Consider the following 14,218-nt stretch of genomic DNA (forward strand, 5'->3'; position numbering starts at 1 on the left):
ATCCTGGAGAGCCGCCATGACCATCCGCCTGTCCCTCTCCGGAATCCACAAGCGTTACGGCGATTTCGAGGTGCTCAAGGGCGTCTCGCTCCAGGCGCATTCGGGCGACGTGATCGTGCTGATCGGCTCTTCGGGCTCGGGGAAATCGACGCTCCTGCGCTGCTGCAACCTGCTGGAGATCCCCGAGGAAGGCGAGATCCGGATCACCGGCGAGACGGTGAAGCTGGTCAAGAGCCTGCACGGCCGCAAGCCCGGCGACGCGAAGCAGCTTCAGCGGCTGCGCTCGAAGCTGGGCTTCGTCTTCCAGTCCTTCAACCTCTGGGCGCACATGACGGTCCTGGAGAACGTCATCGAGGCGCCGATCCACGTGAAGGGCCTGCCCAGACGCGAGGCCGTCGAGAAGGCGCGCGATCTTCTGGCCAAGGTGGGGGTGGTCGGCAAGGAGGAGAATTACCCCAGCCAGTTGTCCGGCGGCCAGCAGCAGCGGGTGGCCATCGCGCGGGCTCTGGCCATGGATCCGGAGGCCATGCTCTTCGACGAGCCGACTTCGGCGCTGGATCCCGAACTTGTGGGGGAAGTCCTGAAGGTGATCCGCGATCTCGCGGCCGAGGGCCGGACCATGCTCATGGTGACTCACGAGATGAATTTCGCCCGTGAAGTGGCCTCGGAAATTGTATTTCTGCATCAGGGTGTGATCGAAGAGCAAGGGTCGCCTGAAGCGGTCTTCGGCGCGACCCGCTCCGAGCGCCTCAAGCAGTTCCTGGCGCGGGCGGCCCAGAAATGAGGCGGCTTTCGCGCAGGCTCCGCGCGCCGCGCCCGGCGGGAGGACTCGCCTCCAGGGCGTAGAGACGGAAACCCCCGCCGCGCCTCTCCGGAGCGGCGGGGGGATCGGATCCCCGGGAGATCCCGGGTCTCCGGATCGCGTCAGGCGGCGTCGCCGGTCTCGGCGTCGGGGTTGTCGAAGCCGAGATCCCGGACCTTGCGGTAGAGCGTCGAGCGGCCGATCCGCAACCTGCGGGCGATCTCCGACATGTGGTTGTTGTACTTCTCCATGGCGAGGCGGATCATGTCGCCCTCGACCTCTTCGAGCGGCCGGATATGGCCGTCGTCGTCGAGGACGCTGAAGCCGTCGAGGCTCTTGCCGACATAGAGGCCTTCGCCGTCGGCGCCGCGCTCCGGAGCGCCGCGGCCGTAGGCGTCGCCGCCCGAGGCCAGCCCGACGATCTGCGGGAAGTCATGGAGCGTCAGCACCTCGCGGTCCGAGAGCACCACCGCGCGATAGACGGCGTTCTCCAGCTGGCGGACGTTGCCGGGCCACTTGTAGTTCACCAGCATGTCGATGGCCGAAGACTCGACGCCGCGCAGGGTCTTGCCCTCCTCGGCGGCGAACTTCTGGACGAAATACTGGATCATCTCCGGAATGTCCTCGCGGCGCTCGCGCAGCGGGGGCAGCGTGAGGGGGAAGACGTTCAGGCGATAGAAGAGATCCTCGCGGAATTTCCCTTCGCCCACAAGCTGTTGCAGATTGCGGTTCGTGGCCGAGATGAGCCGGATGTCCACCTTCACCGGGCGCGTCGAGCCGACGGGATCGACCTCGCCCTCCTGGATGGCGCGCAGCAGCTTGACCTGCATGTTCAGCGGCAGCTCGCCCACCTCGTCGAGGAAGAGGGTGCCGCCGCTGGCCTCCTGGAACTTGCCGTCGCGCTTGGTCGCGGCGCCGGTGAAGGCGCCCTTCTCATGGCCGAAGAGCGTGGATTCCACGAGGTTTTCAGGGATCGCGCCGCAGTTCACCGCCACGAAGGGCTTGCCCGCCCGGTCGGAGGCGCCCTGGATCGCGCGGGACATGACCTCCTTGCCGACGCCGGATTCGCCCTCGATGAGGATCGGAATGTTCGACTGCGCGGCGCGCTCGGCCAGCATGATGGTCTGACGCATCACGAGGCTCTTGGCGATGAGGTCGCTGAAGCGCGAGCGGTTGTCGGCCTTGCGCGAAAGCCGCGAGACCTCGCCCGCGAGGGTGCGCAGCTTCAGGGCGTTCTGGATCGAGACCTGAAGGCGCTCGGGGCTGGCGGGCTTGACGATGAAGTCGTTGGCGCCGGCCTGCATGGACTGCACCACCGTGGCCACCGAGCCGTGCGAGGTGAGCACGATGATCGGCAGATTGGGCTTTTCGGGCCGCAGTTCGCCGATGACCGCCATGCCGTTGATCCCCGGCATCATCAGATCCAGGAGCATGAGGTCGATCTCGGCCCCGCGCGGGCTGCGCAGGAGTTCGAGGGCCTCGCGTCCGTCGGAGGCGACCACCGTGCGGTAGCCGAGCGAACCGATCACGGATTCGAGAATGCGTCGTTGCGTAGGGTCGTCGTCGACGATGAGAATGCTTTGCGCCATGATGTTCGTCCCGCCTCTGGTCCATTCTTGAGCCGCCCGGACTCCCCTTCCGGTTGAGCACATGACGCGTTCTGGGGCGACCAGAGGATGCACCTTGCGCAAAATGCGGCGTTTCGCTTGATTCCTGCTCTTTCTTAGACGGCGCCCCGCGTTCCCTTGCAAGACGTCGCGTTCAAAATGGCGCGGAATCTTTTCGTATTTCTCGAATTGATACGAACCTTAAAATCTTAACAAAGAGTAAACGCAACCTCCCGAAGCCTCGTTTCATCGTCGCGAGAGGCGCGATCTCCACCCCGCGAGCCCCCGCCGCGACAGGCCGAGGCGCCGGATCCTAATGATCTCTTGCGCGGTGTGGTGAAAAGGTTACGGCGCTTTTAAAACGGGGTTCACGGGCCCAGCCCCCGCGCAAAACCGTTGATCTTGGCGTGCGAGCATGGGAATACCCGCTCACTGGGCGCGCGCGCCATAGCAAATAAAGAAATCGCCATGCGCCGCATTTGCGGTGTGAGTGAACGATACAAACGAACGGAGAGAGGGATGAAAGCGTTCTCCCGACTTCTCGCCGCGACGAGCCTTCTGGCCGTCGCCGGCTGCTCGACCTTGCCGGAGGCCAACTTCGGCCAGACCTTCAGCGTCGGGCCCTTCCTGAAGCACCAGATCGTCGGCGATGGCTTCAACGCCGCCCTGGCCCGGGAATACCAGGCCATGGCCGAGTGGACCGCGACCAAGGACGTCAACTGGTACAACGCCACCGCTTACCAGAGCCGCGCTCAGGCGGCCCTGGCCGGCCAGAGCTTCGGCCCCTGGGATCCGGCTTCGCTGGGTCTGGGCGGCGAGACTCTCGCGCTCTACCAGCGCGTGGCTTCGACCGTCGCGGCCAACCGCGACCGTCACCCGCAGGCTTGCGCCCGTGCGCAGGCTCTGTTCGACAAGTACCTCGAGGAGCTCTCGCAGGGCGACCACGCGTGCTCGGATCCCAACGAGATCCGCGCGCTGCTCGAAGAGGCGCTGAACGCTTGCGGCTACACGACCCCGGTCGCGCCGCCGCCGCCGCCGCCGCCGCCTCCTCCGCCCCCGCCGCCGCCTCCTCCGCCCCCGCCGCCGCCGCCGGTGGTGCAGCCCCCGGTCTACGTGCCGGCTCCGGCTCCGGCTCCGGTCGCGCCTCCGGTCTACGTGCCCGCTCCGGCTCCGGCTCCGGTCGCGCCGCCGGTCTACGTTCCGGCTCCGCCGCCTCCGCCGCCGCCTCCCCCGCCGCCGGCTCCTCCGGTCTACGTGCCGGCTCCGGCTCCGGTTCCGGCTCCCCAGCCGCCGGTCTATGAGGCTCCGCCGGTCGTGCAGCAGCCGACCTACCCGACCCTCTACACGATCTACTTCGGCTTCGATCGCTCCGATCTGACCGCCGAGGCCAACCAGGTCGTGTCCGAGATCGTGACCGCCTTCCGCGCCTTCGGGAATCCCTTCCTGAACGTGATCGGCCATGCGGACACTTCGGGTTCGAAGGCCTACAACCAGCGTCTCGCCGAGCGCCGCGCCAATACGGTGGCGGGCGCCCTCGAGGTCCAGGGCGTGCCGCGCGGCAACATGCGCGTCTCCGCCACGGGCGAGCTGGCCCCGGCCGTTCCGACCGGCGACTCCGTGCGCCAGGCCGAGAACCGCCGCGTGACGGTCGAGATCGTCCGCTGAGCGGATTGAACTCAGCCGATCCGGCGAAGTGAAAAAAAGCAGCCCCGCGTCCCTGACGCGGGGCTGTTTTCATGCGCGGACGCGCTATATGCCCGTCAGGAGCGCGCTCCGGGCGCGGCCCGGTTTCCGGAGACCCCGCGCGATCGGACGCAAGCCCCGAGCCCCGCGTTTCCGGGCGGATCAGGAGAGGCCCCGACCATGACCAGGACCCCCCGCGACTTCATCCGACCCCTCGCGTTCTGCCTGGCGGGCGCCCTGAGCCTCGCGCCTCCGGCCGCCCTCGCGCAGGAGCCGCCGACGGCGCCCGACGGGCTGAACCGGCTGGAGACCGAACTCGACTCCGCCGCCCGCCGCGCCGCCGAGCGTCTGGCCAGGGCCGTGGAGATGGCGCTCGGCGGCATGACGATCTTCGTGGATTCGCTGCCCGCCTATCAGGCGCCGGAGATCCTGCCCAACGGCGACATCCTCATCCGGCGCATTCCGAAGGAGGCCGCCGACGTCGCGCCTGCTCCTGCGCCGGGCGCGGCGGGCTCCGACGAGGCCGTGGAGCTCTGAACGCGATCCGGAAGCGGAGCTCCCGGCTCAGAGCCTGTCGAAGAAGCTGATCTGGTCGCCGCGCCTCAGGGGGCGGCGGAAAAGATCCGTCCGCAGCGCAGGGCGCGCGCCGAGCCTGTGGCGCCGGACCGCCAGGGCGAAGCGTTGCGCCAGAAGCTGGGCGGCCGCGCCCTTTCCCTTGAAGCGTTCTCCGAAGCCGCGCTCCTCGACCTCCGCCACGGCGCGTTTGACGCGGGCGGCGCGCTCGGGGAGCTTCTCGTCCAGCCAGGCGTCGAAGACGGCCCGCGTCTCGCCGGGCAGACGCAGAGGCTGATGATGCGCGGAGCGGGCTCCGGCGCCTGCGGCGGCCTTGAGGATTCCCTCCAGCTCGTGGTCGTTCAGCCCCATGACGACCGGCGCGGCCATGATCGTCGTGCGCACCCCCGCCGCCGAGAGCGCGGCCATGGCCGCCAGCCGCCTTTGCGGCGTGGAGGCGCGGGGCTCCATGGCGCGGGCGAGCTTGTGGTCGAGGGTGGTCACGGAGATCCCCACGTCCACCAGATCCAGCCGGGCCATCTGCTCCAGCAGATCCAGATCCCGCAGCACGCTCGCCGATTTCGTGACGATCATCGCCGGATGCCGCGTCTCCAGCAGAAGCTGGAGGATCGGCCGCATCAGGTTCAGATCGCGCTCGGCGGGCTGATAGGGGTCGGTGATCGTGCCGATGGCGATGGGCGCCGGACGATAGCCCGGACGGCGGAAGGTCTCCGCCAGACGCTCCGCGGCGTCCTGCTTGGCGAAGATCTCGGTCTCGAAATCCAGCCCCGGCGAAAGCCCGAGGAAGGCGTGGGTCGGGCGGGCGTAGCAATAGACGCATCCGTGCTCGCAGCCCCGATAGGGATTCAGGCTGCGGTCGAAGGGCAGATCCGGCGAATCCACCCGGGTGAGGATCTCGCGGCCCCGGTAAGCGTGGACCTGCGTGCGCAAAGGCGCGAGCGGCTCTTCTTCGGGCAGGCCCTCGCAGAGATCGGGGGTTCGGGTCTCGCGTTCGAAGCGGCCGGGGAGGTTCTCCGTCGCGCCGCGTCCCCGGCGGCTGCGGGGATGGACGAAGCCCGTCGGAAGGGCGGGCGCGGCGAGATCGGCGAAACCGGGGGGGTGCGTCATGGCGTTTGTTCTCCCTCGCTGAGGCGGATGGGCGAACTATACGCGAACAATAGAACGAATAAAGAACAATTAACGCTTGACAGGCGTATTTGTCAAACGCCGTCCGGCGCAGAGATTCGCGGAACGTCCCAAGTCCATGGCGGAGCATGAAAAAACCCCGCCGGAAGGGCGGGGCTTCATCCTCAGGCGCGCAGAGCTGGAAGGCTCAGTCCTTGGCGCGCTCGACGTAGCCGTTGGTTCCGGTGTCGACCACGACGCGGGCGCCGACGCCGATATGGGTCGGCACGCCGGTCCGCACGCCGTTGGAGAGCACCGCCGGCTTGAAGGAGGAGGTGGCGGTCTGACCCTTCATGACGGGCTCGGTCTCGACGACCTCGAGCGTCACGCGCTGGGGGATCTCGGCCGAGATGGGCGTGCCCTCGTGGAGGCTGAGCACGACCTCCATGCCGTCATGGAGATAGACGCCCTGGTCTCCGAGGATGTCTTTCGGGACCGGGAGCTGCTCGTAGTTCTCCTTGTGCATGAAGACGTAGTTGTCGCCCTCCTCGTAGAGGAAGGTGAAGTCCTGCGAATCCACGAAGGCGCGCTCCACGGATTCGGTCGTGCGGTAGCGCTCGACGATCTTCACGCCGTCGGAGATGCGGCGCATCTCCAGCTGGGTGACCGGCGTGCCCTTGCCGGGCTGGATGTTGTCGGCCTTGAGGATCGTGTAGAGCTTGCCCTCGATTTCGACGACATTGCCGTTGCGGAGCGTGTTGGCGTTGACTTTGACCACGGAAAGGCTCTTATCTGCAAAGTGTGAATGTGGCGCGGAAGCTACTCCCTCGCGCGCGCCGGTTCAACTCGCCAGAGGGAAAGCTTGCAGGAAAAAGAGACGCGCATGTGGTGGAGCCGTGACAATCACGCGCGCCGGAGGCCTTATCTGACCGCCCGGGCCGCGATCATGCGGGTGATCCGCGACTGGTTCGAGGATCGGGGCTTCATCGAGGTCGAGACCGCGGCGCTCCAGCGCACCCCCTGCCTTGAAACCCATCTGCACGCCGTGGCGGCGCGAGTCACCTCGGGCGACGGCCAGCACGCCGATCTGTGGTTGCACACTTCGCCGGAATTCGCCTGCAAGAAGCTGCTTGCGGCGGGCGAGGAGAAGATCTTCAGCCTCGGCAAGGTCTGGCGCGACGCCGAGGGCTCGCCGCTGCATCACCCCGAATTCACGCTGCTGGAATGGTATCGCAAGGGCGGGAATTACGACGACCTCATGGAGGATTGCGCGGGGCTGCTGCGCTCGGCCGCCGAGGCGCTGGACGTCGAGTCGCTGCGTCGGGGGGCGGATCTCTGCGATCCCTACGCCCCCTGGGAGCGGGTCACCGTCGTCGAGGCGGTGCGCAAGGCCACGGGAATCGACCTGCTGGAGAGCCTGGCGGATCCGGCGCATCCTTCGGCGGAGATCCTGCGCAAGGCGGCCCGGGAGGCGGGGCTCCGCGTGGCCGACGACGATTCCTGGGGCGACCTCTTCACCAAGATCATGGTGGGCCATGTCGAGCCGGGGCTCGGGATGGGCCGCCCGACGCTGCTCTGCGATTATCCGGTTCCGGAAGCGGCTCTGGCGCGGCGCAAGCGGGGAGATCCGCGCATCGCGGAGCGCTTCGAGCTCTATTGCGCCGGAGTGGAGCTGGCCAACGGCTTCGGCGAACTGACCGATCCCGCCGAACAGCGCGCCCGCTTCGAGGCCGATCAGGCCCTCAAGAGCAGGCTTTACGGCTTCTCCTATCCGCTCGACGCCGATCTTCTGGCGGCTCTGCCGCTGATGGGCGAGGCGGCGGGGATCGCTCTGGGCGTGGACCGGCTGGTGATGCTGCTGACCGGCGCCGCCGACATCCGCGACGTGATCTGGTCGCCGGTGGAGACGGGATTCGTCTGAGCTAGCCGGGGATCTTCTCCAGAAAGCGGCGCATGAGGGCGGCGGTCCCTGCGGGATCGTCGACATGGAAGCCGTGGCCGCCGAAGGGAACGATCCCGAGCGCCGCCCCCGGAATGGCTTCGGCCAGCTCGACGGTCTCCCGGCGCGGGGCGAGGCGGTCCGCGTCGCCGCCGAGGATCAGCGTCGGGCGCGAGATCCCCGAGATCCGTGCGCCCGGATAATTCTCCGGCTCTTCGGACATCCACATCTCGCGGACGGCGTGCAGCAGGCGGTCGAGATCGGGCGCCGGATTCTCCCGTTCGTAGCGCGCGGCGTATTCGGGGAAGCGCTTCCGCCAGCCCGCGGGAGTCAGGGGCGCGTAGGAGCGCGCGACGATCTCCGGCGAGGAGGGGCGCGCCTGAGCCGCCAGAGCGATCAGTCCGCCGATCCGCCGCCGCCTGCGCGCCGCCAGATGCAGGGCCGTGATTCCCCCGTCGCTATGGCCGACCACCACCGGATCCGTCAGGCCGGAGGCGGCGAGGACCGCCTCCGCATCCGCAGCGAGCAGGGGATAGCGCAGGGGGCGGTCGTCCATGGTGGAGCCGCCATGGCCTCTGGTGTCGGGCAGCCAGCAGTCGCAATCGGCGAAATGCGCCAGCAGCGGCGCGAAATCCTCGCCCGAAGCGAGCCCTCCATGCAGGAAGAGCAGGGGCCGCCCCCGAGGATCGCCCAGACGGCGCAGCCTCAGCCGCGCGCCCGGAACCTCGACGCTCATTGCGGATCCGGCCATGCCGAACTTCTCCCTGGGCTGCGCGTCCGGCCTGCCGGACGCCTCAGAAATCGACGGCGAGGCCCTTCTTCTCCCAGTCGCCGTAGCGCACCGGCTCCAGCCCCTTGAGGCGTCCGCCCCATTCGGGCGGAAGCGGGGGTTCGGCCTCCTGAGCCTTGCGGCGCTCCCCGGCCTCGGCGAGGGCGCGCAGGGCGGCGGGGGATAGATCCTTGACCTTTTCGGAATCCATGCCGAAGGCTCTCCTGAATCGGGACGTTCTGACCTATATTCTCCGACGCGCCGTTCATTGCGCGCCTGAGACCAGAGAAAGGCCTGGGATGAATTACGTCAAGACCGCCGTGCTGCTCGCCGGCATGACGGCCCTGTTCATGGGCGTCGGCTATTCCCTGGGCGGACAGGGCGGCATGCTCATCGCGCTGCTCTTCGCCGCCGGGACGAATCTCTGGGCCTGGTGGGGCTCGGACAAGGCCGTGCTGCGGATGCATGGCGCCCAGCCGGTGCTGCCCGGCGATTCTTACGGCCTTCACGAGATGGTGGACCTGCTCTCGAAGAACGCGGGCCTGCCGACCCCGAAGGTCTATCTGATGAACACGGATCAGCCCAACGCCTTCGCGACGGGCCGCAATCCGGAGAACGCCGCCGTGGCGGTCACCACCGGACTCCTGCGGACCCTGAACAAGGAGGAGGTCGCGGGCGTGGTGGCCCATGAGCTGGCGCATATCCAGAACCGCGACACGCTCATCATGACCATCACCGCGACCATCGCGGGCGCGGTCTCGATGATCGCGCGATTCGGCGGGATGTTCGGCGGACGCGGAAACAGCCAGCGCGCCAGCCCCGTCGCCATGATCCTGACGATGATCGTGGCGCCTCTGGCGGCGATGGTCATCCAGATGTTCATCAGCCGCACCCGCGAATACGCCGCCGACCGGCGCGGCGCCGAGATCTGCGGGAATCCGCTCTGGCTGGCCTCGGCGCTTCAGGGGATTTCGCGCGGCGTCCAGCAACGCCCGATGGTCTCGGCGGAGAACGATCCCGCCACGGCGCATATGTTCATCATCAATCCGCTGAGCGGCGCGCGGCTGGACAATCTCTTCTCGACCCATCCCCGCACGGAAAACCGCGTGGCGGAGCTGGAGAAGCTCGCCGCCGCCACGGGGGCGCGTCCCGCTCCGCGCGGCCGCGAATTCGGGCGCGGCCCGGGCGGCGCGCAGGGCGGCGCCAGGGGCGGCCCCTGGAGCTGAGAGGCTCCGGGAGGCGGGGGCTTCAGGCCTCCGCCTCCGCCCCGGCGCCGAGGATCTCGCGCCAGAGCGCCAGAACCTCGGCCTGAACGGCGAAAAGCTCGGCCTGCATGGCCTCGAAATCCGGCGCGCTGGCCGCCTTGACCATGGCCGCCTTGAGCCCCGCCGCCGCCGTCTCGGGATGGAAGACGCCCTCCACCGCCACGCGCTGGATCTGGAGCAGGGTCTGTTCGAGGTCGAAGGCCCGCGTGAGCCGCTCCGCCTGGTCCTCGGGCAAGGCGCCCGCCTGCTTCAGCGTCGCCAGAGCCGGACGCGTGCCCATGGCCGCCGCTCCGGCGAGGCCTTCGGTCAGCAGCAGGGTCTGGGCGATGAAGTCCAGATCCAGGGCGCCGCCCCGCGTCAGCTTGAGGCTCCAGGGATCGGCGAGATCCTTGGGATTGGCCTCGTCCACGCGGCGACGCATGTCGCGGGCGTCGGCCATGACCTTCGCGCGGTCATGGGGACGGTTGAGCACCTCCTTCACGGCGGCCCTCACCGAGGCCTCCGCCGCCTCCGAACCGGCCACGATCCGGGCGCGGGTCAGGGCCATGTGCTCCCAGGTCCAGGCCTCTTCGGCCTGGTAATGCCGGAAGGAGGCCAGCGAAGTCGCCAGAGGCCCCGCCCGACCCGAGGGCCTCAGACGCATGTCCACCTCGTAGACCGCGCCTTCCGAGGTGGGGGCCGTCACCGCCGAGACCAGCTTCTGCGTCCAGCGGGCGTAATATTCCGGCGCCGAGAGCGGGCGCTCGCCCGTGGACATGTCTTCGGTGTCGGCGTCGTAGACCACGATCATGTCGAGATCCGAGGTGGCGGTCATCTCCCGCGCCCCGAGCTTGCCCATGGCGAGCACCGCCGCGCCGCGTCCCGGAGGCGGGCCGTGGCGACGGGCGAATTCGGCGTTCACCAGAGGCTCCAGAGCCCGCAGCGAGAGCTCCGCCAGATCGGTGAAGGCGGGTCCGGCCTCGGCGGCGTCGGTCAGGCCGGAGACCAGCTGCACGCCGAGCTGGAACTGACGCTCGCGCGCCCAGACGCGGGCGATGTCGAGCGTGCGTTCGTAATCGCCCTGCTCGGCCTCCAGCCGGAGGGCGAGCTCCGCCGCGAGAGCCTCGCGAGGGGGCGGGGGCTCGAAGAAGCTCGGCGAGAGCATGGCGTCCAGCACGCCGGAATTGCGCCCGAGATAGGCCGCCAGACGCGGCGCCGCCGCGCAGATCTGGGTCAGCACCTCGAAGAGGCCCGGATTGGACTCCAGCAGCGAGAAGATCTGGACTCCCGCCGGAAGCCCGGTCAGGAAATTGTCGAACTGCGCCAGAGCCTCGTCGGGGACGGGCGCCGCCGCCAGCTTGCGCAGGATCACCGGCGTGAGCTTTTCGAGTTTGGCGCGGCTGCGCGGAGTCCGGGCCGCGCGCAGACGTCCCGTGCGCCAGCCGCGCAGGATCTCCACCGAGCGCTCCGGCTCCTGATACCCGATCTCCTTGAGCGCGGCCGCCGCCGCCGGAGCCCCGTCGGGCGTCTCCAGCGCGATGACGAGCCCGCCCGCCTCCTCCTCCAGGGCCTTGTCGGTCTCGAAGAGCTTGTCGAACCGCGCGGCCACGCGGGTCAGGCGCGGGCGCAGGTCTCCGGCGAAGGCCTCGGGGCCGGGATAGCGCAGGAAGGCCGCCAGACGCGCCACCCCCTCCGGCGTGGCGGGCACGGCGTGGGTCTGGGCGTCCTCGACCATCTGGATGCGGTGCTCGACCTGACGCAGGAAGCGGTAATCCTCCAGCATCTGGGCGCGGGCCTCTTCGGAGATCCAGCCTGCGGCGGTCAGGGCCGCCAGAGCCCCCCGCGTGGTGGGATCGCGCAGGGAGGGGTCGCGCCCGCCGAGGATCAGCTGCTCGGTCTGGGCGAAGAACTCGATCTCGCGGATGCCGCCCCGTCCGAGCTTCAGGTCATGGCCGAAGACGCAGATGGAGCCATGCCCCTTGTGGGCGTGGATCAGGTATTTCATCGTCTTGACGTCCTCGATGGCGGCGAAATCGAGGGTCTTGCGCCAGATGAAGGGGGCCATCTCCTTGAGGAAGGCCGCGCCCGCCGCGAGGTCTCCGGCGCAGGGACGGGCCTTGATGTAGGCGGCGCGCTCCCAGTTGCGCCCGAGGGAGCTGTAGTAATGTTCGGCGGCCTCCGTGGACATGCAGGGCGGCGTCGCGTCGGGATCGGGCCGCAGGCGCAGGTCGGTGCGGAAGACGTAGCCGTGTTCCGTGCGGTCCGAGAGGATGCGCACCAGATCCTTCGCCATGCGGTTGTAGCGGTCCTTGGCTTCGAGGTGATGGTCCTCGCCGAGCCGGTCGGGATCGAAGAAGAGGATCAGGTCGATGTCGGAGGAGTAGTTCAGTTCTCCGGCGCCCATCTTGCCCATGGCCAGCACGATGAATCCCGAGGTCGCCGCAGGATCCTCTGGATCGAGCGGCAGCTTGCCGCGCTTCGCCTCCTGAAGGAAGAGCCAGTCGAGCGCGGCCTTGACGGCGCCGTCGGCGGCCTCGGTGAGGGCGCCCGTGACCTCCTCCAGAGGCCAGACCGCGCCGATGTCGGCGAAGCCGGTCAGCAGGGCCGTGCGGCGCTTGAGGATGCGCAGGTCGCGCATCAGGGCCGATCTGTCCGCGGCGGAGCGGGCGGCGGCGGCGAATCCCGCCTTGAGGCTCTCCAGAGTCCGTTCCGGCGGGGCGGCGAAGAGCTCGGGCAGCCAGAGCGCCTCCTGACGCAGGAGATCGGCGAGATAGGGGCTGCATCCGGCCACGCCCTCCATGAAGGCGCGGGCCCCGGAGTCGGCCAGAAGCGCCGTCAGGGCCGCTCCCCGGCCTTCGGCTTCGGGTGAGGTTCCGGCTTCGGCGGCCTCGGCCTGAAGCGCCTCCATGGCCCAGAGGCCGGATTCGGGCGAGAAGGGGACCGGGCCGGGGCCCAGACGCTCGCCGAGGGATGTGCCGCGTCCGTCCGTCATACTGGCCTCCTGGGTTCGGGGCCAGAGAAAGCGGGGCGGCCTGCGGCTGTCAAGCGCGGAGGGGGCGAGGTTTGCGGCCCCGACGCATCTCGCGGGCCTTGGGCGGAGTCTCGTCGGGCAGGGCGCGCCGGGCCGGAACGCGGCCTTCGGCCTCGCGCAGCAGACGATCCGCGCAGACGACCATCACGATCAGCAGGAAATAGCCGTCGTAATAGGCCAGCGAGAGCAGCACCCCGCCCGCGGCGTAGGCGATCAGGCCCACCTGGACCATCGAGGCGAGATCCGCCGCCCATTCCATGCCGGGAATCCGCCGCGCCCGCACCATCACCGAAAGACAGAGCAGCCAGCTTCCCGCCAGCAGCGTCAGGAACATGCCGAGCCCCACGAATCCGCTGTCGCTGAGCACCTCCACATAGATGTTGTGGGCGGCGCGCACGCCGTATTTCGGGCTGTCGGCGCAGGGGTGGTCCGGCGAGAGATAGGGCGTGGCGGCTACGGGGCTCTGGATGGAGCGCAGCCCCGAGCCCCAGAGGGGACTGTCCATGGTCATGTCCCAGCCGACGTGCCAGGCCGCCAGACGCAGACAGAACGACTCGTCCAGTTCGGGGCCTTCGTTGGCGTGGCGGTCCTCGCCCTTGTCGATCTGGGCGGTGATGGTGCCGAGGCGCTCCTTGAGCTCGGGCGGCAGGGCGCTGAAGATCCCGAGCGCCCCGACGACGACCATGCCCGCCGTCAGCCATTTGAGGCGCGTCTTGGTCCAGAGATAGCCCAGCACCAGCGCCATGGTGACGAATCCGCCGCGCGACTGCGAGCCGATCACGGCCAGAATCGCGGCGGCGATCAGCATCAGCGCCCCGAGCCGGAGCAATTTGTGTTCGGCCCTGCGCCAGATGAAGAAGAGGATGGGGGTCAGCAGCGCCATGGCGAGGGCGAAGTGGTTGCGGTCCTCGATCATGGTGCCGCTGGGGCCGAAGCCCGCGAGCTGGCCGATGGAGCCGCCGCTGTAGATGGTCACGAGGGCGATCTTGGTCGCGTGATAGCCGAGCGAGAGCGCATAGGTCCAGACCAGCGCCATCAGCCGATGCCGCGAGGTGATCAGGATCATGGCCAGAATCATGTGGATGGCCATCTTGATCACGAAGTCGAACCAGAACTGGAAGGAGCTCGGCTTGTCCACCGCCAGCAGGGAGGCGAGGGTGGTCCAGGCGATGAATCCCACGAACAGCGCCGCGATCCTGCCGCCTGGCCATTGCTTGCGCTCGGGCGAGAGGGCGAAGGCGATCAGCGTCACCAGCACGATCACCAGATTCAGACGCAGGCTCACGCTGAAGCCGAAGGCCTCGCGATGGGGGTTCAGGATCGCGATCCAGGTCCAGACCAGCACCCCGATGAAGGGCCGCTTCAGGATGAAGGGCAGCATCGCCAGCACGCCGAGGACGATCACGAGGTCGCGCATGAGGAAGCCCCCGGTCAGAGAGTCTTAAGCCGCCCGACGCAGAATGACG

The 14,218-nt window shown here is 68.6% G+C and carries 12 protein-coding genes; 5 read left to right on the plus strand and 7 right to left on the minus strand.

Annotated elements, in window-relative coordinates; genetic code table 11:
• Positions 1 to 16 precede the first annotated feature (16 nt).
• Positions 17 to 784: an ABC transporter ATP-binding protein gene (locus PHN62_RS05925; protein ID WP_300147666.1), complete on the plus strand. Its 768-nt coding sequence runs from the start codon at positions 17 to 19 to the stop codon at positions 782 to 784.
• 140 nt (positions 785 to 924) lie between these two features.
• On the opposite strand, the gene PHN62_RS05930 is transcribed toward PHN62_RS05925, so the two are convergent.
• Complete coding sequence (locus tag PHN62_RS05930) at positions 925 to 2,391, minus strand: sigma-54 dependent transcriptional regulator (RefSeq protein WP_300147668.1); 1,467 nt, start codon at positions 2,389 to 2,391, stop codon at positions 925 to 927.
• Between the two features lie 537 nt (positions 2,392 to 2,928).
• On the opposite strand from PHN62_RS05930, the gene PHN62_RS05935 reads away from it, so the two are divergent.
• Together PHN62_RS05935 and PHN62_RS05940 are read left to right on the plus strand one after the other, a co-directional pair.
• A complete protein-coding gene (locus PHN62_RS05935; RefSeq protein ID WP_300147670.1) occupies positions 2,929 to 4,074 on the plus strand; it encodes an OmpA family protein in 1,146 nt (381 codons plus the stop codon).
• 198 nt (positions 4,075 to 4,272) lie between these two features.
• Complete coding sequence (locus PHN62_RS05940; RefSeq protein ID WP_300147671.1) at positions 4,273 to 4,629, plus strand: hypothetical protein; 357 nt, start codon at positions 4,273 to 4,275, stop codon at positions 4,627 to 4,629.
• A 27-nt stretch (positions 4,630 to 4,656) separates the two neighbouring features.
• Here the strand turns inward: PHN62_RS05940 and PHN62_RS05945 are convergent, their stop codons facing one another.
• Positions 4,657 to 5,772 (minus strand): PA0069 family radical SAM protein, encoded by a 1,116-nt coding sequence (locus PHN62_RS05945; protein WP_300147673.1) that lies wholly within the window; start codon positions 5,770 to 5,772, stop codon positions 4,657 to 4,659.
• A 205-nt stretch (positions 5,773 to 5,977) separates the two neighbouring features.
• Entirely contained in the window at positions 5,978 to 6,547 is a 570-nt protein-coding gene (gene efp, locus PHN62_RS05950; protein ID WP_300147675.1) for an elongation factor P, read from the minus strand.
• 105 nt (positions 6,548 to 6,652) lie between these two features.
• Between efp and epmA the strand changes: the two genes are divergently transcribed.
• Positions 6,653 to 7,690, plus strand: coding sequence for an EF-P lysine aminoacylase EpmA (epmA, locus tag PHN62_RS05955; protein WP_300147677.1), 1,038 nt, complete (start codon positions 6,653 to 6,655; stop codon positions 7,688 to 7,690).
• 1 nt (position 7,691) lies between these two features.
• Here epmA and PHN62_RS05960 read toward each other — a convergent pair whose 3' ends face one another.
• Both PHN62_RS05960 and PHN62_RS05965 read right to left on the minus strand, forming a co-directional pair.
• Complete coding sequence (locus PHN62_RS05960; protein ID WP_300147680.1) at positions 7,692 to 8,459, minus strand: alpha/beta hydrolase; 768 nt, start codon at positions 8,457 to 8,459, stop codon at positions 7,692 to 7,694.
• Positions 8,460 to 8,502: 43 nt separating this feature from the next.
• Positions 8,503 to 8,688, minus strand: coding sequence for a DUF1674 domain-containing protein (locus PHN62_RS05965; RefSeq protein ID WP_300147682.1), 186 nt, complete (start codon positions 8,686 to 8,688; stop codon positions 8,503 to 8,505).
• An 88-nt stretch (positions 8,689 to 8,776) separates the two neighbouring features.
• Between PHN62_RS05965 and htpX the strand changes: the two genes are divergently transcribed.
• A complete protein-coding gene (gene htpX / locus PHN62_RS05970) occupies positions 8,777 to 9,703 on the plus strand; it encodes a zinc metalloprotease HtpX (protein ID WP_300147685.1) in 927 nt (308 codons plus the stop codon).
• A gap of 22 nt (positions 9,704 to 9,725) precedes the next feature.
• On the opposite strand, the gene PHN62_RS05975 is transcribed toward htpX, so the two are convergent.
• Positions 9,726 to 12,713 (minus strand): bifunctional [glutamine synthetase] adenylyltransferase/[glutamine synthetase]-adenylyl-L-tyrosine phosphorylase, encoded by a 2,988-nt coding sequence (locus PHN62_RS05975; protein ID WP_300147688.1) that lies wholly within the window; start codon positions 12,711 to 12,713, stop codon positions 9,726 to 9,728.
• A gap of 49 nt (positions 12,714 to 12,762) precedes the next feature.
• Complete coding sequence (locus PHN62_RS05980) at positions 12,763 to 14,169, minus strand: putative O-glycosylation ligase, exosortase A system-associated (protein ID WP_300147691.1); 1,407 nt, start codon at positions 14,167 to 14,169, stop codon at positions 12,763 to 12,765.
• Positions 14,170 to 14,218 lie beyond the last annotated feature (49 nt).

The sequence above is a fragment of the Neomegalonema sp. genome (assembly GCF_028688855.1).
GTDB lineage: Bacteria > Pseudomonadota > Alphaproteobacteria > Rhodobacterales > Rhodobacteraceae > Neomegalonema.

Coding starts and splice junctions, on each gene's coding strand:
- PHN62_RS05930 (WP_300147668.1), bottom strand. CDS start 2,391: ATGGCGCAAAGCATTCTCATCGTCGACGACGACCCTACGCAACGACGC.
- PHN62_RS05975 (WP_300147688.1), bottom strand. CDS start 12,713: ATGACGGACGGACGCGGCACATCCCTCGGCGAGCGTCTGGGCCCCGGC.
- PHN62_RS05945 (WP_300147673.1), bottom strand. CDS start 5,772: ATGACGCACCCCCCCGGTTTCGCCGATCTCGCCGCGCCCGCCCTTCCG.
- epmA (WP_300147677.1), top strand. CDS start 6,653: ATGTGGTGGAGCCGTGACAATCACGCGCGCCGGAGGCCTTATCTGACC.
- PHN62_RS05980 (WP_300147691.1), bottom strand. CDS start 14,169: ATGCGCGACCTCGTGATCGTCCTCGGCGTGCTGGCGATGCTGCCCTTC.
- htpX (WP_300147685.1), top strand. CDS start 8,777: ATGAATTACGTCAAGACCGCCGTGCTGCTCGCCGGCATGACGGCCCTG.
- PHN62_RS05935 (WP_300147670.1), top strand. CDS start 2,929: ATGAAAGCGTTCTCCCGACTTCTCGCCGCGACGAGCCTTCTGGCCGTC.
- PHN62_RS05940 (WP_300147671.1), top strand. CDS start 4,273: ATGACCAGGACCCCCCGCGACTTCATCCGACCCCTCGCGTTCTGCCTG.
- PHN62_RS05960 (WP_300147680.1), bottom strand. CDS start 8,459: ATGGCCGGATCCGCAATGAGCGTCGAGGTTCCGGGCGCGCGGCTGAGG.
- PHN62_RS05965 (WP_300147682.1), bottom strand. CDS start 8,688: ATGGATTCCGAAAAGGTCAAGGATCTATCCCCCGCCGCCCTGCGCGCC.
- PHN62_RS05925 (WP_300147666.1), top strand. CDS start 17: ATGACCATCCGCCTGTCCCTCTCCGGAATCCACAAGCGTTACGGCGAT.